This window comes from Mangrovibacter yixingensis, assembly GCF_020523985.1.
GTDB classification, from domain to species: domain Bacteria; phylum Pseudomonadota; class Gammaproteobacteria; order Enterobacterales; family Enterobacteriaceae; genus Mangrovibacter; species Mangrovibacter yixingensis.
Map to the genome: position 1 here is coordinate 817,167 of NZ_JAIVKM010000001.1, position 24,543 is coordinate 841,709.

20 protein-coding genes are annotated in these 24,543 nt (G+C 49.6%); 18 read left to right on the forward strand and 2 right to left on the reverse strand.

Features of this window, described 5'->3' with window-relative positions; genetic code table 11:
• Positions 1–29: 29 nt before the first annotated feature.
• The 11 genes from cmk to LC084_RS03910 all read left to right on the forward strand — a co-directional run bounded on the left by cmk (position 30) and on the right by LC084_RS03910 (position 11,491).
• Complete coding sequence (gene cmk / locus LC084_RS03860) at positions 30–713, forward strand: (d)CMP kinase (RefSeq protein WP_226569512.1); 684 nt, start codon at positions 30–32, stop codon at positions 711–713.
• Positions 714–843: 130 nt separating this feature from the next.
• The gene (gene rpsA / locus LC084_RS03865; protein WP_036107757.1) at positions 844–2,514 is read left to right on the forward strand and encodes a 30S ribosomal protein S1; all 1,671 of its coding nucleotides are present in this window, start codon (positions 844–846) and stop codon (positions 2,512–2,514) included.
• An 87-nt stretch (positions 2,515–2,601) separates the two neighbouring features.
• Positions 2,602–2,886, forward strand: coding sequence for an integration host factor subunit beta (ihfB, locus tag LC084_RS03870; RefSeq protein WP_036107772.1), 285 nt, complete (start codon positions 2,602–2,604; stop codon positions 2,884–2,886).
• Positions 2,887–3,057: 171 nt separating this feature from the next.
• Positions 3,058–3,399, forward strand: coding sequence for a hypothetical protein (locus tag LC084_RS03875; protein ID WP_226569514.1), 342 nt, complete (start codon positions 3,058–3,060; stop codon positions 3,397–3,399).
• The gene (locus tag LC084_RS03880) at positions 3,389–5,419 is read left to right on the forward strand and encodes a DNA internalization-related competence protein ComEC/Rec2 (RefSeq protein WP_226569517.1); all 2,031 of its coding nucleotides are present in this window, start codon (positions 3,389–3,391) and stop codon (positions 5,417–5,419) included. The genes LC084_RS03875 and LC084_RS03880 overlap by 11 nt, the downstream gene beginning before the upstream one ends.
• 38 nt (positions 5,420–5,457) lie before the next feature.
• Positions 5,458–7,206, forward strand: a complete 1,749-nt coding sequence (msbA, locus tag LC084_RS03885) for a lipid A ABC transporter ATP-binding protein/permease MsbA (protein ID WP_226569519.1) — start codon at positions 5,458–5,460, stop codon at positions 7,204–7,206.
• On the forward strand, positions 7,203–8,183 hold the full coding sequence (gene lpxK / locus LC084_RS03890) for a tetraacyldisaccharide 4'-kinase (RefSeq protein WP_226569521.1): 981 nt from the start codon (positions 7,203–7,205) through the stop codon (positions 8,181–8,183). Before msbA ends, lpxK begins: the two co-directional genes overlap by 4 nt.
• 36 nt (positions 8,184–8,219) lie before the next feature.
• On the forward strand, positions 8,220–9,443 hold the full coding sequence (locus LC084_RS03895) for a winged helix-turn-helix domain-containing protein (RefSeq protein WP_226569523.1): 1,224 nt from the start codon (positions 8,220–8,222) through the stop codon (positions 9,441–9,443).
• Between the two features lie 59 nt (positions 9,444–9,502).
• On the forward strand, positions 9,503–9,685 hold the full coding sequence (locus LC084_RS03900; protein ID WP_036107787.1) for a Trm112 family protein: 183 nt from the start codon (positions 9,503–9,505) through the stop codon (positions 9,683–9,685).
• Positions 9,682–10,431 (forward strand): 3-deoxy-manno-octulosonate cytidylyltransferase, encoded by a 750-nt coding sequence (gene kdsB / locus LC084_RS03905; RefSeq protein ID WP_226569525.1) that lies wholly within the window; start codon positions 9,682–9,684, stop codon positions 10,429–10,431. The genes LC084_RS03900 and kdsB overlap by 4 nt, the downstream gene beginning before the upstream one ends.
• Positions 10,432–10,597: 166 nt before the next feature.
• Positions 10,598–11,491: a YcbJ family phosphotransferase gene (locus tag LC084_RS03910; RefSeq protein ID WP_226569527.1), complete on the forward strand. Its 894-nt coding sequence runs from the start codon at positions 10,598–10,600 to the stop codon at positions 11,489–11,491.
• Here LC084_RS03910 and elyC read toward each other — a convergent pair.
• On the reverse strand, positions 11,471–12,244 hold the full coding sequence (gene elyC, locus LC084_RS03915) for an envelope biogenesis factor ElyC (RefSeq protein WP_226569529.1): 774 nt from the start codon (positions 12,242–12,244) through the stop codon (positions 11,471–11,473). The genes LC084_RS03910 and elyC overlap by 21 nt on opposite strands.
• A gap of 131 nt (positions 12,245–12,375) precedes the next feature.
• Between elyC and cmoM the strand changes: the two genes are divergently transcribed.
• From cmoM to LC084_RS03950, 7 genes are all read left to right on the forward strand, one after another.
• Entirely contained in the window at positions 12,376–13,161 is a 786-nt protein-coding gene (gene cmoM, locus LC084_RS03920) for a tRNA uridine 5-oxyacetic acid(34) methyltransferase CmoM (RefSeq protein ID WP_226569531.1), read from the forward strand.
• Positions 13,158–14,480, forward strand: coding sequence for a chromosome partition protein MukF (gene mukF, locus LC084_RS03925; RefSeq protein ID WP_226569532.1), 1,323 nt, complete (start codon positions 13,158–13,160; stop codon positions 14,478–14,480). Before cmoM ends, mukF begins: the two co-directional genes overlap by 4 nt.
• Positions 14,461–15,174 (forward strand): chromosome partition protein MukE, encoded by a 714-nt coding sequence (mukE, locus tag LC084_RS03930; RefSeq protein ID WP_226569534.1) that lies wholly within the window; start codon positions 14,461–14,463, stop codon positions 15,172–15,174. The genes mukF and mukE overlap by 20 nt, the downstream gene beginning before the upstream one ends.
• Positions 15,171–19,631 (forward strand): chromosome partition protein MukB, encoded by a 4,461-nt coding sequence (gene mukB, locus LC084_RS03935; RefSeq protein WP_226569536.1) that lies wholly within the window; start codon positions 15,171–15,173, stop codon positions 19,629–19,631. The genes mukE and mukB overlap by 4 nt, the downstream gene beginning before the upstream one ends.
• Before the next feature lie 314 nt (positions 19,632–19,945).
• Positions 19,946–21,718 (forward strand): L,D-transpeptidase, encoded by a 1,773-nt coding sequence (gene ldtD / locus LC084_RS03940; protein ID WP_449826307.1) that lies wholly within the window; start codon positions 19,946–19,948, stop codon positions 21,716–21,718.
• 178 nt (positions 21,719–21,896) lie between these two features.
• Positions 21,897–22,445 carry a YcbK family protein gene (locus tag LC084_RS03945; protein ID WP_226569540.1) on the forward strand — a complete coding sequence of 183 codons (549 nt, stop codon included), beginning with the start codon at positions 21,897–21,899 and terminating at the stop codon, positions 22,443–22,445.
• 29 nt (positions 22,446–22,474) lie between these two features.
• A complete protein-coding gene (locus LC084_RS03950; protein WP_226569542.1) occupies positions 22,475–23,122 on the forward strand; it encodes an MBL fold metallo-hydrolase in 648 nt (215 codons plus the stop codon).
• Between the two features lie 88 nt (positions 23,123–23,210).
• On the opposite strand, the gene LC084_RS03955 is transcribed toward LC084_RS03950, so the two are convergent.
• Complete coding sequence (locus tag LC084_RS03955) at positions 23,211–24,401, reverse strand: amino acid aminotransferase (RefSeq protein WP_226569544.1); 1,191 nt, start codon at positions 24,399–24,401, stop codon at positions 23,211–23,213.
• Positions 24,402–24,543: the final 142 nt, after the last annotated feature.

The following is a 24,543-nucleotide window of genomic DNA, read 5'->3' on the forward strand; positions in this document are numbered from 1 at the left end:
GCCTGTCACTCGTTACGAAGGAGAATACTATGACGCCACACGTTCCCGTAATTACCATTGATGGCCCAAGTGGCGCAGGTAAAGGAACTCTGTGTAAAGCGATGGCTGAAGCATTGCAATGGCATTTACTGGATTCAGGCGCGATTTACCGTGTCCTCGCATTGGCCGCATTACATCACCACGTTGATACTTCCAGTGAAGAAGCATTGGTCCCTCTGGCTGCACACCTGGATGTTCGCTTTCTCTCAGTGAATGGTAACCTCGAAGTGGTGTTGGAAGGCGAAGATGTCAGCGGTGAGATTCGTACTCAGGAGGTGGCCAGTGCAGCCTCTCAGGTTGCTGCGTTTCCTCGTGTACGTGAAGCTTTATTGCGCCGCCAGCGTGCGTTTCGCGAAGCACCTGGCCTGATTGCCGATGGCAGGGATATGGGAACAGTGGTATTTCCTGACGCACCTGTTAAAATTTTCCTTGATGCTTCGTCAGAAGAACGAGCGTTGCGCCGTATGCGGCAGTTGCAGGATAAAGGGTTTAGTGTTAACTTTGAACGCCTTTTGGCCGAGATAAAAGAGCGCGATGACCGTGATCGCAACCGGCCAGTTGCACCTTTGGTGCCTGCTCAGGATGCATTGCTACTGGATTCAACCCAGATGAGCATCGAGCAAGTAATTGAAAAGGCACTAGAATATGCGCGTGAAAAACTAGGGGATGTGTAAACATTCTTTTTTTGCGCAAGCATCAGAATTGTAGTACCTGCGGCAATGGAATGTTCGCGGGCATGTTAAACAACCCCATCCGGCACGGAGCCAGGTGGACGTTAAATAGAAGATCCTGAAGATTATCAACATGACTGAATCTTTTGCTCAACTCTTTGAAGAGTCCCTGAAAGAAATCGAAACCCGCCCGGGTTCCATCGTTCGTGGCGTTGTTGTTGCTATCGACAAAGACGTAGTACTGGTTGACGCTGGTCTGAAATCTGAGTCTGCCATTCCGGCTGAGCAGTTCAAAAACGCCCAGGGCGAACTTGAAATCCAGGTTGGTGACGAAGTCGACGTTGCTCTGGATGCAGTAGAAGACGGCTTCGGCGAAACCCAACTGTCTCGTGAAAAAGCAAAACGTCACGAAGCATGGCTGATGCTGGAAAAAGCATACGAAGAAGCTGCCACTGTTACTGGTGTTATCAATGGCAAAGTCAAGGGCGGCTTCACTGTTGAGCTGAACGGTATTCGTGCGTTCCTGCCAGGTTCACTGGTTGACGTGCGTCCAGTTCGCGACACGCTGCACCTCGAAGGCAAAGAGCTTGAATTCAAAGTGATCAAGCTGGATCAGAAACGCAACAACGTTGTTGTTTCTCGTCGTGCCGTTATCGAATCTGAAAACAGCGCTGAACGTGATCAACTGCTGGAAAACCTGCAGGAAGGCATGGAAGTTAAAGGTATCGTTAAGAACCTCACTGACTACGGTGCATTCGTTGATCTGGGCGGTGTAGATGGTCTGCTGCACATCACTGATATGGCATGGAAACGCGTTAAGCATCCGAGCGAAATCGTGAATGTAGGCGATGAAATCACTGTTAAAGTTCTGAAATTCGACCGTGAACGTACCCGTGTATCTCTGGGTCTGAAACAACTGGGCGAAGACCCGTGGGTTGCTATCGCTAAACGTTATCCGGAAGGTACTAAACTGACCGGTCGTGTAACCAACCTGACTGATTACGGCTGCTTCGTAGAAATCGAAGAAGGCGTTGAAGGCCTGGTACACGTTTCTGAAATGGACTGGACTAACAAAAACATCCATCCATCTAAAGTTGTTAACGTTGGTGATGTTGTTGAAGTTATGGTTCTGGATATCGATGAAGAACGTCGTCGTATCTCCCTGGGCCTGAAACAGTGCAAAGCTAACCCGTGGCAGCAGTTCGCAGAAACCCACAACAAAGGCGATCGCGTTGAAGGTAAAATCAAGTCTATCACTGACTTTGGTATCTTCATCGGCCTGGACGGTGGCATCGACGGTCTGGTTCACCTGTCTGACATCTCCTGGAACGTTGCAGGCGAAGAAGCGGTACGTGAGTACAAAAAAGGTGACGAAATCGCCGCTGTTGTTCTGCAGGTTGACGCAGAACGTGAACGTATCTCCCTGGGTGTGAAACAACTGGCTGAAGATCCGTTCAACAACTACGTTGCTGTGAACAAGAAAGGCGCTATCGTGACTGGTAAAGTCACTGCAGTTGACGCAAAAGGTGCTACAGTTGAATTAGCTGATGGCGTAGAAGGCTATCTGCGTGCTTCTGAAGCTTCCCGTGACCGCGTTGAAGATGCTACTCTGGTTCTGAACGTTGGTGATGACGTTGAAGCGAAGTTCACTGGTGTTGACCGCAAAAACCGCGTAGTAAGCCTGTCTGTTCGTGCGAAAGACGAAGCTGACGAGAAAGATGCAATTGCTTCTGTTAACAAACAAGAAGACGGCAACTTCTCTAACGCAATGGCTGAAGCGTTCAAAGCAGCTAAAGGCGAGTAATCGACCTTTCTGCTTAATCAGGGCGGCTTCGGCCGCCCTTGTTCAATGTAGCTGTAAACATTTTTCCTGATGGAAACCGGAGGAAACATGACCAAGTCAGAATTGATAGAAAGACTTGCCGGCCAGCAATCTCATATTCCAGCCAAGGCTGTAGAAGATGCGGTTAAAGAAATGCTGGAACATATGGCTTCTACCCTCGCGCAGGGGGAGCGTATTGAAATCCGGGGGTTTGGCAGCTTCTCATTGCATTACCGCGCACCACGCACCGGGCGTAATCCTAAAACTGGCGATAAAGTGGATTTGGAAGGAAAATATGTTCCCCACTTCAAACCAGGCAAAGAGCTACGCGACCGCGCCAATATTTATGGCTGATTTGCCTCTTTGGCTTAATTAGTTTGCACAAACGGCACCTCAAGGTGCCGTTTGCTTGTGCACAGAAAACCCCCAGCCAGGCTGGGGGGCAGTTTACCTGCTACCTGCCTTTTCCCTTCTCCCTGATTGATCTGGCCCAATTTCTCCTGTGGGCATCGCACAAAATATCCAGTGTTGCTGCAACCTCGCTTTATTCAGGAAGGCTGTACTCATAAATGGCAACTGGCTATGGGTTTTTCTTTCTGTATTGGCAAACTGGCAGCACAAGGAGAACATTGTGCTGCAATTACCCAAACTCAGTCTCTGGATTTTGGCAGGGATAAGCCCATTACTTTGGTTGCCAACCATTCCTCCATTCTGGCTTATTCTTGCGTGTACCTGCGCTGGAGTATGGGGGTTTTTGGGAAAACATTCTCTGATATGGCGTTATTGTGCCTGCTGCGCACTTGCGTTGAGCTGGGCGCTATTTCACGCGCAAACGGCCTTAACAACGATGGCCGAAATGAGTGGTAAACGGGAGACTTTCCTGGTCAGAATTATCAGCACTCAGGGAGAACGGCATCAGGGTAAAGTTGTGCAATGGGGGAGTGAAAAAATACTGTTTGCTCCTGGTGTAACACTGTATGGGGTTCTACCTGAATCTCAGCCTTGCCCCGGGCAGATTTGGCAGGTTAGTGGCACGCTGAGGCCAGTGCATGGGCAATATAATGCTGGAGGTTATTCACGGCAGCGTTCGGCACTGGCGAATGGCTTCGTGTTATCAGGACGCATGGCGGGTGTTCAGGTTATCAAGCCCACTTGTTCACTACGTAGTGCTCTGATTCACAGGGTAGAACAACAAACGGCACATTTCGTTTGGAAGCCAGTCATTCATGCACTGGCTTTTGGCGAGCGAGCTTCTGTTTCAGCAAATGTCAGGCAAATATTGCGAGAGACCGGAACTGCTCACCTGATGGCTATTTCCGGGTTGCACATAGCTCAGGCTGGTGGGGCGGGTTGGTTATTGGCGCGGTTGATTCAGTTTTTCCTGCCGGCTCACTGGATTCGACCATCGTTTCCCATTATTACCAGTATAATTTGTGCAGCAGGGTATACCTGGTTGAGTGGCGGAAACCCACCAGCGGTACGCAGCCTGATAGCGCTTAGTACGTGGGGGATCATTCGCTTATATCAGCGGCAGTGGGGGGCATGGGATGTTCTGGTTGTATGCCTGGCCTGTGTTTTATTATTCGACCCACTAACGTTACTTTCCGACAGTTTTTGGTTATCAGCCTTTGCTGTCAGCGCCTTAATTTTCTGGTGTCAGTGGCAACCGTTAAACGGAGCAAAAAAGAGTAGAAGAGTGCGTTTCGTTGTGGCTATGTTCCACCTGCAATGTGGTGCGAGCCTGCTGCTACTACCACTACAAGTTCCCTTATTCCAGGGGATATCTTTCACCTCACTGCCTGCTAATCTTGTTGCTGTACCTATAGTAACCTTTCTTATCGTTCCCTTAATATTTTTGGGCCTGCTGGCAAATATTTTTATGGCGCCCGATTTAATATGGCAGTGGGTGGATGTCCTACTGGGCGTGCTGTTTGGGGTACTGGCTATGCTGCCTGATGGGTGGTTACCCGTGGACTGGCGGATGAGCGCTGTTGCTTTTGTGCCCTGGTGCATGGTGATCATACTGCGGTTGCGGTGGTGGCGCTATTCGCCATTTACGTGTGCTGCTGTGCTTGTCGTTATTTGCACTCCCTGGTGGGGGCATAAGAATCAAAATAGCTGGCAAGTCCATATGCTGGATGTCGGCCATGGGTTGGCAATGGTTATTGAGCGTAATGGCTATGCTTTTCTGTATGACACAGGCAACCGGTGGGAAGGTGGTGATACCGGGCAGCAGATTATTTTACCCTGGCTTGACTGGCATAACCTTGTACCTCAAGGGGTGATTATCAGCCATGAGCATACTGACCATAATGGGGGGCTGGCTGCAATTCAGGCAAAGTGGCCGGGGATAACTCAGTGGCGTAATGGCCTGCATCCTGGGGCTTATCATTGCTATCAGGGCAGAAGCTGGTACTGGCAGGGACTGTCATTTGATGTTGTTTGGCCCCCACAGCAATATCAGGGTAGCGAGAATAACCGCTCGTGCGTTGTGAGTGTGAGTGATGGTATTCATCGAGTGTTGTTAACTGGTGACCTTGAGTTACCTGCTGAGTTATTGTTGACTAAAAACCCGAATTCCATGAAAGCCGATATCGTCCAGGTGCCACATCATGGTAGTAAAAGCTCTTCCGGAGTACGCCTTGTCAAGCGTGCAGAAGGCTCAGTAGCGTTGGCTTCAGTAGCGCGTTATAACCCATGGAATATGCCATCGCCAGCAGTTGTCGAACGCTACCAACAGAATGGCTACCAGTGGTATGACACCGCTTTGCATGGGCAGGTGAGTGTCAGTTTTTCGTTTTCAGGTTGGCGAATTTCTGCACAGAGGGCCCGCTTTTTCACCCCATGGTATCATCGCTGGTTTGGCGTGAGGCCAGATAACAGGTAGAATATGCGGCTATTTCAACAAGTGCTGGTTAATATTGAATGCATATCGATAAAGATCTCTCCACCTTACAGACCTTCCGGCGGCTTTGGCCGATAATTGCTCCGTTCAAATTAGGTCTGATTGTGGCGGGTGTAGCGTTGGTGGCCAACGCAGCCAGCGATACTTTCATGTTATCGCTACTGAAACCCCTGTTGGATGATGGTTTTGGTAAGACCGACCGTTCCGTGTTGATGTGGATGCCGTTGGTAGTTATTGGCTTAATGCTGCTACGTGGTATCAGTAGCTATGTTTCAAGTTATTGTATTTCTTGGGTTTCTGGTAAGGTTGTGATGAACATGCGACGCCGCCTGTTCAACCACATGATGGGGATGCCTGTTTCTTTTTTTGATAAACAATCTACGGGTACACTGTTATCGCGCATTACTTATGATTCGGAGCAGGTTGCTTCTTCTTCATCCAGCGCGCTCATTACCGTGGTTCGTGAAGGGGCCTCTATCATTGGTCTGTTTATCATGATGTTTTACTACAGCTGGCAACTATCTGTGATCCTCATCGTGCTGGCTCCTATTGTTTCTATGGCTATTCGCATCGTCTCTAAACGCTTTCGCAGTATCAGTAAAAGTATGCAGAATACCATGGGGCAGGTGACAACCAGTGCAGAGCAGATGCTGAAAGGCCATAAAGAAGTATTAATCTTTGGTGGGCAGCAGGTTGAACGTGAACGGTTTAACAAGGTGAGTAACCGGATGCGCCAACAAGGGATGAAAATGGTTTCTGCTTCCTCCATTTCGGACCCACTCATTCAGCTTATTGCTTCTCTTGCACTGGCTTTCGTTCTGTATGCGGCAAGTTTCCCAAGCGTTATGCAAAACCTGACTGCCGGGACCATTACCGTTGTGTTCTCTTCCATGATTGCACTGATGCGCCCATTAAAATCCCTGACAAATGTGAACTCACAGTTCCAGCGTGGGATGGCCGCCTGCCAAACACTGTTTTCTATTCTGGACAGCGAGCAGGAAAAAGATGACGGCACAAAAGTGATTGAGCGCTCAACGGGGGATATTGAGTTTCGTAATGTAACCTTTACCTACCCAGGCCGTGATGTTCCAGCTCTGCGTGATATCAGCCTGACCATTCCATCAGGTAAAACCGTTGCACTGGTAGGGCGTTCAGGCTCAGGTAAGTCCACCATAGCCAGTCTTATTACGCGTTTTTACGATATTGATGAAGGCCAAATTATTATTGATGGTCACGATATCCGTGAATATACCCTTGCATCATTACGTGACCAGGTTGCTCTGGTCTCCCAAAATGTACATTTATTCAATGACACCATCGCCAATAACATTGCTTACGCTCGTTCTGAACAGTACACACGTCAGGATATAGAGCAGGCAGCGAAAATGGCTTATGCAATGGATTTCATCAGTAAGATGGATAACGGGCTTGATACGGTGATTGGCGAAAATGGCGTTTTACTCTCCGGTGGCCAGCGCCAACGTATCGCTATTGCCAGGGCGTTGTTGCGTAACAGCCCAATACTTATCCTGGATGAAGCCACCTCTGCACTGGACACTGAATCTGAGCGTGCTATTCAGTCAGCTCTTGATGAACTGCAGAAGAACCGCACCTCGCTGGTGATAGCACATCGCTTGTCTACTATTGAACAGGCAGATGAAATCATTGTGGTAGAAGACGGGCGCATTGTAGAGCGCGGTGCACACCGTGTCCTGATCGAAAAAGCGGGTGTATACGCACAACTTCATCGGATGCAGTTCGGCGAATGATTTCCCGTATCTGGTCTGGTGAATCACCACTCTGGCGGTTGTTGTTGCCATTATCCTGGCTATATGGGCTGGTAAGCTATTGCATCCGGCTCAGTTATCGTATTGGGCTTCGCAAAGTCTGGAAAGCGCCGGTACCTGTTGTTGTGGTTGGCAACCTTACTGCCGGGGGAAATGGTAAAACTCCGGTTGCTATATGGTTAGTTGAGCAGTTACAGCAGAATGGGGTTTGTGTCGGAGTAGTTTCCCGCGGGTATGGTGGAAAATCCAGCCATTACCCTCTGCTTGTCGGTCCGGATACAGACACGGCGCAAGCGGGGGATGAACCAGTACTGATTTACCAACGCACTGGAGCACCTGTTGCAGTGGCGCCACGGCGTAGTGAGGCAGTTAAAGCTTTAATCGCCCGACATCCGGATGTGCAGATAGTTGTGACGGATGACGGCTTGCAGCATTACGCGTTGGGCCGCGATAAAGAGATTGTGGTTGTGGATGGTGTTCGTCGTTTTGGCAATGGCTGGTGGCTACCAGCCGGTCCAATGCGTGAACGCACTGCTCGCCTGAAAACTGTAGATGCGGTTATTGTTAATGGTGGCCAGGCAAAGCAGGGGGAAATCGCCATGCATCTTGCCCCTGGGTTAGCTGTGAACCTGGTCACAGGGGAAGAAAAGCCAGTCGCTGCTCTGGATGATCTGGTAGCAATGGCCGGTATTGGTCATCCACCACGTTTTTTTACCACACTTGAACAGCAAGGTGCGAAACTGGCAAAACGAATTTCACTACCGGATCACCAGTCACTTAACAGTGCACAGGTCGAAAGTTTACTTGGTAGCCACCAGCAACTGATAATGACTGAAAAAGATGCAGTAAAATGCCGCCGTTTTGCCCATGATAATTGGTGGTATTTGCCGGTTGATGCGCAAATGCACGGAGCAGGTGCTGACAAACTTCTGCAGGAGATAATTCGGATGGCACCCTGAACATGTGCCGCCATCTTCTGATTAATAAGGGGCAACATGTCTCAGGTCTATCTTTCCCGCAAAGCAGCCCGCCATTTGCACCTTGCAGCGCAGGGGCTACTAAATAAACCCTGCAAGCGTGCAGCACCTACTGATGTTCTCCGGGCCATACGCCAAATGGCCTTACTCCAGATAGATACGATTAATATCGTTGCCCGCAGTCCGTGGATTGTGTTGTTCAGTCGATTGGGGCGCTTCCCTTTTCCCTGGCTGGAAGCCGCACTGTCGCGTGGTGAATTGATTGAATACTGGGCTCATGAAGCCTGTTTCCTGCCGAAAGAAGACTTTGCACTGATACGTCATCGAATGCTTAACCCACATCAGATGGGCTGGAAATATTCCGCTGAGTGGATGGCTGCCCATGAAAAAGAGATAGCGGAACTGCTGGCGTGGATGGCCGAAAATGGGCCCGTGCGGGCGGCGGATTTTGCTCACCCCAGGCTCGGGAAAAGCGGGTGGTGGGAGTGGAAACCGCATAAGCGGCACCTCGAAGGATTATTCACTGCCGGGAAAGTGATGGTGGCATCACGCCATAATTTCCAACGTGTGTACGACCTGACACACAGAATCATGCCCGGTTGGGATGACGCACAGCAAGGGTTAACCCAAAGTGAAGCCGAAGGAGTGATGCTGTCACGCAGCGCGCAGTGCCTCGGTATTTTTAAACCGGCCTGGCTTGCCGATTACTACCGGCTTAAAAATGTTCAGGCAAACACAGTGACGGAACGTTGGCAGGAAGAGCAGCTTGTTACGCGAGTTGAAGTGGAAGACTTAGGAACAATGTGGCTCGATAACAGCCTGTTATCTCTATTGCCGCAGGCGGAGCAGGGGCGTTTGTATGCTACCCATTCAACAGTGTTATCTCCATTTGACCCGGTAGTGTGGGACCGGCGCCGAGCCTCACAGCTATTCCAGTTTGAATACCGGCTCGAGTGCTATACGCCCGCGCCAAAAAGACAGTACGGTTATTTTGTGCTGCCCATTTTACATCGGGGCCAGATTGTGGGGCGTATGGATGCCAAAATGCACCGCAAAACCAGCGTGCTGGAAGTGATGACACTATGGCTGGAGGAAGGAATTCGCAATAGCCAGCACCTGGAGCAGGGAGTCTGGCAGGCATTAGTTGATTTTGCCAGCTGGCAGGGAGCGACAGAGATAACATTAGGGCAATTGCCGCCAGCGCTCGCCAGCCTGAAAACGCGGAACATGCAAACCAACTAACCTTCAAAGCCAATTATGGTATGCTGAGCATAATTTTTCGGATCCATGACGGAGGAAATATGGATCACCGTTTACTTGAAATCATCGCCTGCCCGGTTTGCCAGGGCAAACTCTATTTTAATCAGGAAAAGCATACCCTTATTTGTAAAGTGGATGGTCTGGTTTTCCCAATCGATGAAGGTATTCCTGTCTTGCTCGAAACAGCAGCGCATCCGTTAGAAAATGACGAGGCTGGTGTATGAGTTTTGTCGCCATTATCCCTGCGCGTTATGCTTCCAGCCGTTTGCCTGGCAAACCGCTGGTGGATATTGCGGGCAAACCCATGGTGGTTCGGGTACTTGAGCAGGCACGGTTATCGGGCGCTGAACGGGTTATCGTTGCGACTGACCATGCTGATGTCGCTGCTGCAGTGCAGGCTGCTGGCGGCGAAGTTTGCATGACTCGTGTTGACCACCACTCTGGAACCGAACGCCTGGCCGAAGTCATCGAAAAATGCGCATTTGCTGATGACACTATTATTGTCAATGTGCAGGGTGATGAACCACTAATACCGCCAGTTATTATCCGTCAGGTTGCAGATAATCTGGCAGCCAGTGATGCTGGTATGGCGACGCTGGCTGTACCTATCGATTCGGCTGAGGAAGCCTTTAATCCCAATGCGGTTAAAGTAGTGATGGATGCCAAAGGGCATGCTCTCTATTTCTCGCGAGCGGCTATTCCCTGGGAGCGCGACCGTTTTGCTCAGTCCAAAGAGAGCATTGGCGATTGTTTTTTACGCCACATTGGAATTTATGCTTACCGTGCCGGGTTTATTCGCCGTTATGTAACCTGGGAACCATCACAACTGGAAAATATCGAAATGCTCGAGCAACTACGGGTACTGTGGTATGGCGAGAAAATTCATGTTGCGGTTGCGAAAGAAGTTCCAGGAACGGGTGTTGATACACCAAAAGATTTAGAACATGTGCGGGCTGTATTCCGCCAGTGATTATTTCGTGGCGGTACTCGCCGCCACGTTTCAATATAAATTCCCTATGCAATACAATCCCTTCAAATTTTCATCTCTTTTCTGCGCGTAAATTGATCTGGAAAAGTGACATCCCTGTTTATGGGGCTCATTATTACTAAAGCGGTTTTTCAATGGGCAGGTCAATATGCAGCAACTACGTGCAGAATTAAGCCATCTGTTGGGTGAACGATTAAGTCGCATTGAATGTATCAGTGAAAAGCCAGATACCGCCTTGTGGTCCCTTTATGACAGTACGGGTAATGCTTTACCTCTGCTGGCGAAAAGCTACAGTTCACCGGGTATGGCGTCGCAGATGGCAAGCAAAATCTCTTTATTAGCCCGTACAGGCACAGTTCGCATGCCAGTGGTATACGGCATTATCTCTCACGAAGAGCAACCCGGCCCGGATGTACTCCTGATGGAGCGGTTAAGAGGGATGCCGGTTGAAGCGCCTACCCGTACACCAGAACGCTGGACGCAGTTGAAAGACCAGATTGTCGAAGGGCTCCTGGCATGGCACCGACAAGATAGCCGGGGTTGTGTGGGTACTGTTGATAATACCCAAGAAAACCACTGGCCATCCTGGTACCGCCAACGCATCGAAGTGTTATGGAGCACACTGAATCAGTTCACCAATACTGGCCTGAGCATGCAAGACAAAGCCATTCTGCTCCGTACAAAAGAAAACTTACCCGGTCTTTTTGCTGGCTTCACCGATAACTGCGTGTTGGTGCATGGCAACTTCACCTTGCGCAGTATGCTGAAAGATTCAAGAACCGATCAACTTCTCGCTATTCTCAACCCCGGTATTATGCTGTGGGCTCCGCGCGAATTTGATCTGTTCCGCCTTAATGAGTCTGGGTTGTCTGAAAGCCTGTTTTGGCACTACCAGCAAAAGGCCCCGGTTGATGAGGCCTTTTTATGGCGGCGCTGGTTGTACGTTTTGTGGGATGAAGTCAGCCAGTTACTCAGCACCGGCCGTATGAATCGGGCAGCTTTTGATAAAGCCCGTAAAGAACTATTGCCTTGGGTGACCTAAAAACTTAAGCCATTGCCAGATGCGCCCCAAACTCTCATAAGCGGCACGGTCGCTGTGCATCAACCATAATGGCGATGGAATTATTTTCTCCCACGGGTTCAGGTCGGCGCTGATAGCCATTTGGTTCGCTGGCGCGGGTTGTGGATTAAGCCCTTGTTGGTGAAAGAAAATCACGGCTCTTGGCAAGTGAGATGCTGAACTTATCAAAATAAAAGGCTGTTGGCCGATAGCCTTTTTCACTGCTGCCGCTTCCTCTTGGGTGTCTTTTGGTTGGTCCAGCGTCATGATATGGCTGCGCGGTACCCCCAGGCTTTCAGCGACGCGCGCCCCAGCTTCTGCTGTACTTACCGGGTTTCCCTGCGCAGGTGCTCCAGTAAATATCAGTGTTGCATCCGGGTTTTTCAGCCACAATCTTACTCCTTCAGCTACCCTCGGCAGGCTGTTATTAATCAAATTGGAACTGGGCGCCCACTTAGGATCCCAGGTATAACCCCCGCCAAGAACCACAATATAGTGAACAGTCACCGGGCCTTGCCATGTCGGCCAGCTGGTTTCCAGAGGGCGTAATAACCGGTCTGCGACAGGTTGCAGGCTCAGGAGTAATAACCCTGCCCAACCTACAGTCATGATAACCTTGCCTGCTTTTTGCCAGCGGGTGAACCACAGCAAAATAAGTGCCACAGCCATTATGCAAAGAAAAAGCGGCAGAGGTAATAACATGCCGCCAATGAATTTTTTAAGGGTAAAAAGCATTATTCTGCATCCTTTTTGACCATATAACCGTTGATCAGGAATGATCTTACACCAGAGAGCTTCAATATCCTTGCGGCTGTGACAAAATAAGGGTTTTGCCATTTGCCCGTTTAGCGGGAGGAAGCAAGTTCGTGTCTGATCGTAACTTCGATGACATCGCGGAGAAATTCTCACGCAACATTTACGGCACCAGTAAAGGCCGTTTGCGCCAGGCCATACTTTGGCAGGATCTGGATTGTATTCTGCAAGGGTTTGGCACGCGTAAGTTGCGAATACTGGACGCGGGCGGCGGGCTAGGGCAAACAGCATGTAAATTGGCAGCAATGGGCCATGAGGTACTGCTGTGTGATCTCTCCGGCGAAATGATTAGCCGGGCAGAAGCGCTTGCCAGGGAGCAAGGTGTGAGCGGTAACATGCATTTTGTACAATCGGCAGTGCAACAGGTGCGCGAACATTTGGATTCCCCGGTTGATCTGATATTGTTTCATGCTGTTCTTGAATGGATAGAAGAACCCGAGCAAGTTCTGGCGAAACTGTGGGAATGCCTTGCTCCTGGAGGGGTGTTTTCGCTGATGTTTTATAACGCGAATGGTCTACTTATGCATAACATGGTCGCCGGGAATTTTGCCTATGTGGCGGCGGGTATGCCAAAACGTAAAAAGCGCACGCTTTCGCCAGATCACCCATTAAAGCCAGAAAGCGTTTACCTCTGGCTGGAGCAAATTGGCTGGAAAATTACCCGTAAAACCGGTGTGCGGGTATTTCATGATTACTTGCGGGAAAAACACCAGCAGCAAGACTGTTTTGAAGAACTGCTGGAGCTGGAAACTCGCTTTTGTCGTCAGGAGCCCTGGGTAAGCCTTGGGCGGTATATTCATGTGACGGCACAAAAGCCAGAAGCCAAGGATAAACTATGAGTGAATTTTCCCAGACAGTACCTGAACTGGTTGCCTGGGCCAGAAAGAATGACTTTTCAATTTCACTGCCTGTCGACCGGCTGGCGTTTTTGCTGGCAATCGCCACACTCAATGGTGAGCGGCTGGAAGGGGAAATGAGTGAAGGCGAACTGGTAGATGCATTTCGTTATGTTAGCGAAGCATTTGAGCAAGCCAGTGAAACTGTAGTCATGCGTGCAAACAATGCCATCAACGATATGGTACGCCAACGCTTAATCAACCGGTTTACCAGTGAGCAGGCAGAAGGCAATGCCATCTATCGTTTAACCCCTCTTGGGATTGGTATTACAGATTATTATATCCGCCAACGTGAGTTTTCAACGTTACGGTTGTCTATGCAATTGTCCATTGTGGCAGGGGAGCTCAAACGTGCGGCAGATGCTGCAGATGAAGGTGGTGACGAGTTCCACTGGCACCGTAATGTGTTTGCTCCCTTGAAATATTCTGTGGCGGAGATTTTCGACAGCATTGATTTAACTCAGCGCATTATGGATGAGCAACAACAACAGGTGAAAGATGATATTGCTCAACTGCTGAATAAAGACTGGCGAGCAGCAATTTCCAGTTGTGAGCTATTACTTTCTGAAACATCCGGTACGTTGCGTGAATTGCAAGATACGCTGGAAGCCGCGGGTGATAAACTGCAGGCTAACCTGCTGCAGATTCAGGACGCTATCCTTGGGCAGGATGATCTGGGTTTTATAGAGCGTTTAATTTTCGACTTACAGAGCAAGCTCGACCGTATCGTCAGTTGGGGGCAACAGGCGATTGATTTATGGATAGGCTATGACCGCCATATCCATAAATTTATTCGAACAGCTATCGATATGGATAAAAACCGGGTTTTCGCCCAGCGTTTACGTCAGTCGGTACAAAATTATTTCGATTCGCCCTGGGCGCTGACTTATGCCAACGCCGATCGTCTATTCGATATGCGTGATGAGGAGATGTCCTTGCGGGATGATGAGGTCATGGGTGAGTTACCCGTGGACCTTGAATTTGAAGAATTCAACGAAATTCGTGAACAACTGGCCGCGATGATTGAGCAGTCTCTGCAGGTTTACAAAACCAGAAACCTCCCACTGGATCTCGGCGTGGTGATGCGTGAATATCTGGCGCAATATCCACGTGCGCGGCATTTTGATGTTGCCCGGATAGTGGTTGACCAGGCTGTGCGGCTGGGTATAGCAGAAGCTGATTTCACTGGGCTGCCAGCTCAGTGGCAACTTATTAATGATTACGGAGCCAGGGTGCAGGCGCATGTCATCAACAAATATTGAACAAACGATGCCGGTAAAACTGGCACAGGCGATTGCCAACCCACTGTTCCCGGCCCTTGACAGCCAATTACGTTCTGGCCGTCATATTGGTCTTGATGAACTGGATAATCACGCCTTTTTAATGGATTTTCAGGAAGAGCTTGAACTGTTCTACATCCGTTACAACGTAGAGCTTATTCGTGCCCCTGAAGGTTTCTTTTATCTCCGACCCCGGTCAACAACCCTTATCCCACGCTCCGTGTTATCTGAGCTGGACATGATGGTAGGGAAAATCCTCTGTTACCTTTATTTGAGCCCGGAGCGGCTGGCTAATGAAGGGATCTTTACCCAACAAGAACTGTACGACGAACTGCTGTCACTGGCGGATGAAAGCAAGCTATTAAAACTGGTTAACAACCGCTCTACAGGTTCGGACCTGGACCGGCAGAAGTTACAGGAAAAAGTACGCTCTTCACTCAACCGGCTAAGAAGGTTGGGAATGATTTGGTTCCTCGGCCATGACAGTAGCAAGTTCCGCATTTCAGAGTCTGTTTTTCGCTTTGGTGCCGATGTTCGTGCTGGCGATGACGCGCGAGAAGCGCAGTTACGCATGATACGTGACGGAGAAGCCATGCCAGTAGAGCAGAGCCTGCAGCTTAATGATGAACAGGAAGATAATAATAATCAGGAGACAGCGGAGGATGAACAGGAATGATTGAACGCGGAAAGTTTCGTTCGCTAACACTGATTAACTGGAATGGTTTCTTTGCCAGAACGTTTGATCTCGATGAACTGGTTACGACTCTGTCAGGGGGGAACGGTGCCGGGAAATCAACCACGATGGCTGCTTTTGTCACAGCGCTTATCCCTGATCTGACTCTGTTGCACTTTCGTAATACAACCGAAGCTGGCGCAACATCCGGCTCTCGTGACAAAGGCCTGCACGGTAAACTCAAAGCGGGTGTCTGCTACTCCTTCCTGGACGTTATGAATTCACGCCATCAGCGAGTGCTGGTGGGGGTTCGTTTGCAGCAGGTTGCCGGGCGTGATCGTAAGGTTGATATCAAACCTTTCGCCATCCAGGGGCTGCCAATGGCGATTCAGCCCACTCAACTGGTAACCGAGGCGCTTAATGCTCGCCAGGCCAGAGTGCTGACCTTGCAGGAATTGAAAGACAAAACAGAAGCCATGGAAGGGGTGCAGTTCAAGCAGTTTAACTCCATTACTGATTACCATGCTCTTATGTTCGACTTGGGCGTTGTGGCGCGCCGTTTGCGCTCTGCTTCGGACCGTAGTAAATACTATCGTTTGATTGAAGCCTCACTTTACGGTGGGATCTCCAGCGCCATTACCCGCTCCTTGCGTGATTACCTGCTACCAGAAAACAGTGGGGTACGTAAAGCATTTCAGGACATGGAAGCTGCTCTGCGTGAAAACCGAATGACGCTGGAAGCCATTCGCGTTACGCAGTCTGACCGTGATCTGTTTAAGCACTTAATTTCTGAAGCGACAGATTATGTGGCGGCAGATTATATGCGCCACGCCAATGAACGGCGTATTCATCTTGATCAGGCTTTGGCTATACGTCAGGAATTATTTACCAGCCGTAAGCAACTGGCAACTGAGCAATATCGCCATGTTGAAATGGCTCGTGAGCTGGCTGAGCAGGCGGGCGCTGAAGGTGATTTAGAAGCCGATTATCAGGCGGCAAGTGATCACCTGAATCTGGTGCAGACGGCATTGCGCCAACAAGAAAAAATTGAGCGCTACGAGGCTGATCTTGAAGAGCTGCAAATTCGCCTGGAAGAACAAACTGAGGTGGTGGCAGAAGCTCAGGATCAGCATGAAGAGCATGAAGCGCGTGCTGAAGCCGCAGAGCTGGAAGTTGATGAACTAAAAAACCAGTTAGCCGACTACCAGCAAGCGTTAGACGTTCAGCAAACCCGTGCCTTGCAGTATCAACAGGCATTACAGGCCCTTAACCGAGCCCGTGAACTCTGCCATCTGCCAGATTTAACGGTAGAAAGCGCGGATGAATGGCTTGATACCTTCCAGGCAAAAGAGCAGGAAGGGACCGAGACGCTGCTTGAACTGGAACAGAAAATGCGTGTTTCACAGACGGCGCATGCACAGTTTGAAGAAGCCTGGAAACTGGTTTGCGCCATTAGTGGGCCGGTAAGCCGCAGTGACGCCTGGCAAATTGCCCGTGATTTATTGCGGGATGCAGCAGACCAACGCTACCAGGCCGAGCAAGTTCCGGCTCTGCGTATGCGCCTGTCTGAACTGGAGCAACGCCTGCGTGAACAGCAAGATGCTGAGCGCTTGCTGGCAGAATTCAGCCGTCAGCAAGGTCGTGAAGTATTAGCCGAAGAACTGGAAACCTGGCAGGAAGAATTTGAAGCTAAAATTGCCAGTCTGTCAGAGCGTGTATCTCAGGCCAGTGAAGAGCGTTCTTCTTTGCGCCAGGAACATGAACAACTCCAGCAGAAAATCCAGTTATTGACACAGCGTGCGCCAGTGTGGCTTGCCGCACAAAGTAGCCTGAGCCAGTTGTCTGAACAAAGTGGGGAAGAGTTTACTTCAGGCCAGGAGATAACTGAGCACCTTCAGCAACTACTGGAGCGTGAACGGGAAAACGTTGTAGAGCGTGACTCTGTCTCCGCCCGCAAACAGGCAGTAGATGACGAAATTGAGCGCCTGAGCCAGCCCGGTGGTGCTGAAGATGCTCGTCTGAACGCTCTGGCTGAGCGTTTCGGTGGTGTATTACTGTCAGAAATATATGATGATGTAGGGCTGGATGACGCACCTTACTTCTCTGCACTTTATGGGCCTTCCCGTCATGCTATTGTGGTCCCCGAATTATCGCGGGTACGTGAATATCTGGATGGCCTTGAGGATTGCCCTGAAGACCTCTACCTGATTGAAGGTGACCCACAATCATTTGATGACAGCGTCTTCAGTGTTGAAGAGCTGGAAAAAGCGGTGGTGGTGAAAATTGCCGACCGCCAGTGGCGTTACTCTCGTTTCCCTTCTGTGCCGTTATTTGGCCGTGCCGCTCGTGAAAGCCGTATTGAGAATTTGCATGCGGAACGCGAAGCACTGGCCGAAAAATTCGCCACACTCTCTTTCGATGTGCAGAAAACGCAACGCCTGCACCAGGCATTCAGCCGTTTTATTGGCCAGCATTTGTCTGTTGCGTTTGACGACGATCCGGAAGCCGCTATTCGCCAGCTGAATACGCGCCGCAGCGAAATTGAACGCACCCTGGCACAGCATGAGAGTGACAACCAGCAGCAGAAAACCCAGTATGAACAGGCTCGCGAAGGTGTCGCACTGCTTAACCGTCTGTTACCTCGTGCGAATTTGTTAGGTGATGACACTCTTGCTGATCGTGTTGAAGAGATTCAGGCGCGTGTTGATGAAGCGCAGGAATCTGCTCGTTATTTCCAGCAACATGGAAATCAATTGGCGCGTTTGGAGCCAGTTGCCAGCGTACTACAGAGCGACCCAGAGCAATTTGAGCAACTGAAAAGTGACTACGAGAATGCCAAACGTACTCAAACAGAGGCGCGCCAGCAAGCCTTCGCGTTGGCAGAGGTGGTGCAACGCCGGGCACACTTTAGTTACTCTGATGCGGTTGAAATACTCAGTGGCAATTCCGACTTAAATGAAAAATTGCGCCAGCGCCTTGAACAAGCAGAATCTGAGCGCAGCCGTAGCCGTGAATTATTACGTAGCCATGGTGCACAGCTTAATCAATACCACCAGGTTCTGGCTTCACTGAAAAGTTCATGGGAAACCAAAAACGAACTGCTGAGTGATTTGCATAAGGAACTGCAGGACATTGGTGTTCGGGCTGATGCTGGTGCTGAAGAGCGAGCCCGTACCCGCCGTGATGAATTGCATAACCAGTTGTCTGGCAACCGTTCTCGCCGTAATCAGTTAGAAAAACAACTGACGTTCTGCGAAGCTGAAATGGATAACCTGACCCGGGCATTACGCCGCCTGGAGCGCAGTTACCATGAAATTCGTGAACAGGTCGTGACTGCGAAAGCAGGCTGGTGCGCGGTGATGCGCCTGGTGAAAGAAAACGGTGTTGAACGACGGTTGCATCGCCGTGAGCTGGCTTATTTGAGTGGTGACGACTTGCGTTCAATGTCGGATAAAGCTCTGGGGGCATTGCGCCAGGCAGTAGCCGATAACGAACACCTGCGGGATGTGTTGCGCCTGTCAGAAGACCCCAAACGCCCGGAGCGTAAGATCCAGTTCTTTGTGGCGGTTTACCAGCACCTGCGTGAGCGTATCCGTCAGGATATTATTCGCACAGATGATCCGGTTGAAGCCATTGAACAGATGGAAATTGAGCTGAGCAGGCTAACAGAAGAACTGACCTCTCGTGAGCAGAAACTGGCAATCAGTTCTCGCAGCGTAGCAAATATTATTCGCAAGACGATTCAGCGTGAACAGAACCGTATTCGTATGCTTAACCAGGGGCTGCAAAGTGTTTCATTTGGGCAGGTTAACAGCGTGCGCTTGAATGTGAATATCCGTGAAGCTCATGCTACATTGCTGGATGTACTTTCCGAACAGCATGAGCAACATCAGGATCTGTTTAACAGCCAGCGCCTGACCTTCTCTGAAGCACTGGCAAAACTCTACCAGCGCCTTAACCCGCAGATAGACATGGGGCAACGTACACCGCAAACCATCGGTGAAGAACTGCTGGATTATCGTAACTACCTCGATATGGAAGTGGAAGTGAACCGTGGCTCTGACGGTTGGTTGCGTGCAGAGAGTGGCGCGTTGTCTACAGGTGAAGCTATTGGTACCGGGATGTCTATCCTCGTGATGGTTGTTCAAAGCTGGGAGGATGAATCGCGTCGCTTACGTGGAAAAGATATTTCACCATGTCGCTTGTTGTTCCTTGATGAAGCTGCTCGTTTGGATGCGAAGTCGATTGCGACACTGTTTGAATTGTGTGAACGCCTTGAAATGCAGTTAATTATTGCTGCGCCGGAAAATATCAGCCCGGAAAAAGGCACCACATATAAACTGATGCGTAAAGTGACTGCTCAGGGTGAACATGTTCATGTCGTGGGGTTACGTGGTTTTGCTCCACCGTTACCTGAAACGCCTCAAAATGAGGCCCCGCCAGCATCTGATGCTTCATGATTTTTAGATGAAAAAGTAAAACTGAAAACGGGCTACGGCCCGTTTTTTTACATGCAAAATATCACCTGGTGTGTTTGCCACGTGATATTTTTTTGATTTATCTTATCGCATTAAAAAATGCTGCTATCTGGCCTGTATTTAACTATCTTTACAAATCATGGCGACAAGCCGCCTGTCTCTTTATATACTTGGGGCAAGTATCACCAGGAGTTGTTAATTGATTTACCTGATGAAATAGCATTAAAGGGGGCAGGGACGTGCAAAGTAAGACGAAGCAAATCTTCCGTTGGTCAGTATTAAGTGCATCTTTTTTTGTGGGGCTGACAACGAGCGCACAGTTATGGGCTGATGAACCGGCCGTCATCCCCGATGATGCCAATGCGGTTGAAGTACCTCAGGTTGTAAGTGGTGATGACACTTCCAACACGGATACGCAGTCAGTGGCTGTGACTCCTGAATCAGTTGCTCAGGCTAAATTAGCGCTGCAGCAATTTGCAGGTGACTTCACTCCTGTTTACTTTGGTGAGCTGGCTCGGTTATATGCTTTACACCAAATGCAGCCTGTTTGGGATAATCGTGATGCGGTAAAAGCCTTTCAGCAACAACTGGCTGAAGTAGCGATGACGGGTATCCAGCCACAGTTTACGCAGTGGGTTGAACGGCTGACTGACCCTTCCGTAACAGGGATGGCAAGAGACATTGTATTATCCGATGCGATGTTTGGGTACCTGCAATATGTCGCAGGTGTGCCCAAAAACGGTAATGTATGGCTATATAGCTCAAAACCTTACAAATTAGCACCACCACCAGCCGCAGCTGTTGGTAAGTGGCAGGATGCTTTGCGTAATGGTTCTACCACCGTGTTTATCGATTCTCTTGCTCCACAGCACCCTCAATATGCTGTGATGCACAAGTCGTTGCTGAAACTGTTGTCTTCTTCGGCTACTGACTGGCCTCAATTGATGGCTAAAAAAACACTACGCCCGGGTGACCGTAGCCCGGATGTTTTAGTTCTGCGCCAGATCCTCAGTGATGTTGACAGTCTGTACAGCGCAGCTGGAATTGTTGCCCCGTTATCACCGTCAGCATCCCCCGCTACTGCTGTTAATGCAGCCGTAAGCCCTTCTGCGGTATCATCAGCAGGCGATAACAGCGAATCCATCGCTACGCCCGGCAGTGATATCTACGATAAAGCGCTGGTTGCACAAGTCGAACGTTTTCAAAAATGGCAGGGCCTTGCTGATGACGGTGTTGTTGGTCCGGCAACACGTAACTGGCTGAATGTTTCGCCAGCTCAGCGTGCGGCATTATTGGCGCTGAATATCCAGAGGTTGCGCCTGTTGCCTGGCAAAATGGAAACCGCCATTATGGTGAATATTCCTAACTTTTCGCTGACTTATTATTCAGGCGGTAATGAAGTGTTGGCGTCTCGAGTTATCGTAGGGCGACCGGACAGGAAAACACCGTTAATGAGTAGCGCGCTGAATAACGTGGTACTTAACCCACCATGGAATGTGCCGGGTACCCTGGCGCGCAAAGATATTCTGCCAAAAGTTTGGAATGACCCCGGTTATCTTGACCGCCATGGTTACACTGTCCTGAGTGGCTGGAGCAGTGATGCTGCAGTGATTGACCCGTTCATGGTTGACTGGGCAACAATTACGCCATCTAACCTGCCATTCCGTTTTCAGCAGAAGCCCGGCGCGCATAATTCCCTTGGTCGGTATAAATTTAATATGCCGAGCACCGATGCTATTTATTTACATGACACTCCAAATCACAATCTGTTCAACCGCGATGTGCGCGCATTGAGCTCTGGTTGTGTTCGTGTGAATAAAGCTTCTGAGTTGGCAAATATGTTACTGCAAGATGCAGGTTGGAATGATGCACGTATTTCCCAAACGTTAAAAGTAGGGGATACCCGGTATGTGCCTGTAAGGCATAAAATCCCGGTACGCTTGTATTATCTTACTGCATTTGTCGGCGCTGATGGGCATACACAATATCGAACAGATATTTACAATTATGACAACACTGCTGCTCTGGGGGCGAAAATATTGCCAAAAGCTGAACAGTTGATCCGCTAATTACCAGGCAAATAAGCAGTTTCTGGTTGTAAGAAATGTAATGAAGCGTAAAAATGGCCTGTTTTTACGCTTATTCCCCCGTTTACCCCACCTTGACTGTTCCCTGTATGCCAGGTAAGGTGCCTGAGTGCGCCTGAAATGGCTTTTTCTTACTTTTTTTACTTCAGAATACGACCAGATGAATAAATTAGATTATAACCGCCGCCGGTTACTGACGTTGGGCGGGATAGCACTGGGCGCGGCCGTATTACCAGGCCAGGCATTTGCAACCTTATCTACTCCTCGCCCCCGTATCCTGATGTTGAATAATTTAAATACCGGAGAATCCATTAAAGCAGAGTTTTTCGATGGTTCCCGTTATATCAAAGATGAACTTTCTCGCCTGAACCATTTCTTCCGTGATTACCGTGCTAACCGCGTTCGCGATATTGACCCCAAACTTTTCGACCAGCTATATCGTTTACAAGGCTTAGTGGGTACCCGAAAACCTGTGCAGCTCATTTCTGGTTATCGTAGCCTCGATACCAATAATGAACTAAGGGCGCACAGCAAAGGTGTGGCAAAGCAGAGCTATCACACTAAAGGGCAGGCAATGGATTTCCACATCGAAGGCGTTTCCCTGAGTAATGTGCGCAAAGCAGCCTTGTCGATGCGGGCAGGTGGTGTAGGATATTATCCTCGTAGCAACTTTGTTCATATTGATACAGGGCCGGTAAGGCACTGGTAAAAGTCCGGCACAGCCGGATGTGGAGAATTATGAATTATCACATTATTCCGGTGACCGCATTTGCGCAGAACTGTTCGTTAATTTGGTGTGAAGAAACCCAGCAAGCCGCTCTGGTTGATCCTGGCGGTGATGCGTCAGTCATTATTGATAATGTCACTCGTCAAGGCGTAAGCATAACGAAAATTTTGCTTACCCACGGTCACCTTGACCACGTTGGTGCCGCCGCAGAATTGTCAGCTCATTACAATGTTCCGGTCATTGGGCCGCAAAAGGAAGATGCATTCTGGCTGGAGGGGTTACCTGCGCAAAGCCGCATGTTTGGCCTTGAGGATTGCCAACCGTTAACGCCAGACCAGTGGCTTGAAGAAGGCGATATCGTCAGTGTAGGGAACGTGAACCTGGCTGTATTGCATTGCCCTGGGCACACACCTGGGCATATCGTATTTTATGATAAACAAAGTGAGTTGCTGATTTCCGGCGATGTGCTGTTTAAAGGTGGTGTAGGGCGTAGCGATTTCCCGCGAGGAGATCACAGCCAGCTGATTGCCGCAATCAAAAATAAACTATTACCCCTGGGCGACGATATCACTTTTATTCCCGGCCATGGTCCTCTTTCTACACTGGGCTATGAACGCCTTCACAACCCATTCCTGCAGGATGAACAGCCTGTCTGGTAGTTATCTGCAGATATAAAAATACCCGCTCAGATTGGCGGGTATTTTTGTTTCAGCACTATGATTGCTACAGGTGCGTTTTGTTCAGAAATTAAAGCACAGCCACAATAGCTTCACACAGCGGAGCCATATTATCAGGCGTCATCCCTGCAACGTTAATACGCCCTGAAGCCACGGCATAAATTCCGAACTCCTCACGCAGTCTCAGTACCTGCTCTTTACTCAGACCACTGAAAGAGAACATACCGTTTTGCTTGATAATAAAACTGAAGTCTTCTGTTGCGCCTTTTTCCTGTAGGGTATTAACAAACAGGTGGCGCATACGCTGAATACGCTCGCGCATCTCGGTCAGCTCTTGTTCCCACAGTGTACGCAATGCTTCATTGCTCAGGATAGTGGCAACAACCGATGCACCATGTGCGGGCGGGTTGGAATAGTTGGCACGAATACAAATTTTCATCTGGCTGAAAGCCCGGTCAGCGTTCTCGCTGTCAGCTGCAACCAGTGTACAGGCACCAACACGCTCATTGTACAGGCCGAAGTTCTTGGAGTATGAACTGGCAACAAGCAATTCTTTGTGCAGAGCCGCGAACAGACGCAGTCCCTGAGCATCTTCTTCCAGGCCACGAGCAAAACCCTGGTAAGCGAAGTCAAACAGAGGCAGCCAACCTTTTTCAACAGACAGTTTTGCCAGAGCCGCCCACTGCTCTTCGGTCGGGTCAATCCCTGTTGGGTTATGGCAGCAACCATGGAACAGTACCACATCGCCAGCCTGTGCTTGCTGTAAGCTGGCGACCATGCCATCAAAATCCAGACAATGGTTAGCCGCATCGTAATACTGGTACTCACACACTTCCAGGCCAGCAGCGCTAAAGACACTCTTATGGTTAGGCCAGCTTGGGTTGCTTACCCAAATACGTGGCGCAGAGGTGTTTTTAGCAATAAAGTCAGCAGCAACGCGCAGTGCACCTGTTCCACCTGGCGTTTGGGCTGTACGGGCACGTTTATCGGTAACGATGGCATTTCCCTGGCCAAACAATAATTCCTGAGTACAGCGGCCAAATTCCGGAATACCGTCAATGCCGAGGTAGTTCTTGGTGCTTTCATTTTCCAGCAAATAATGTTCTGCTTTCTTAACACTGGTCAGAACAGGGGTTTTACCGGTTTCATCTTTATAAACACCAATACCAAGGTTAATTTTCCCTGGGCGTTCATCAGCACGAAACAAATCGGCCAAACCCAGAATAGGATCAGCAGGCGCGGCAGTTATGTTCTCAAACATGACATTTTTCCATTGTGGTAACAGAAGGGAACTTCGCTATCAGGTTAACGGGAGTTAAGGCAATTGCCAACCGTTTGCCTTAAAAAGAGTGACCAGTGGCTAAAGTCAGGCTGTTGTGCTGGCTGGAATAAAAAAAACAGGG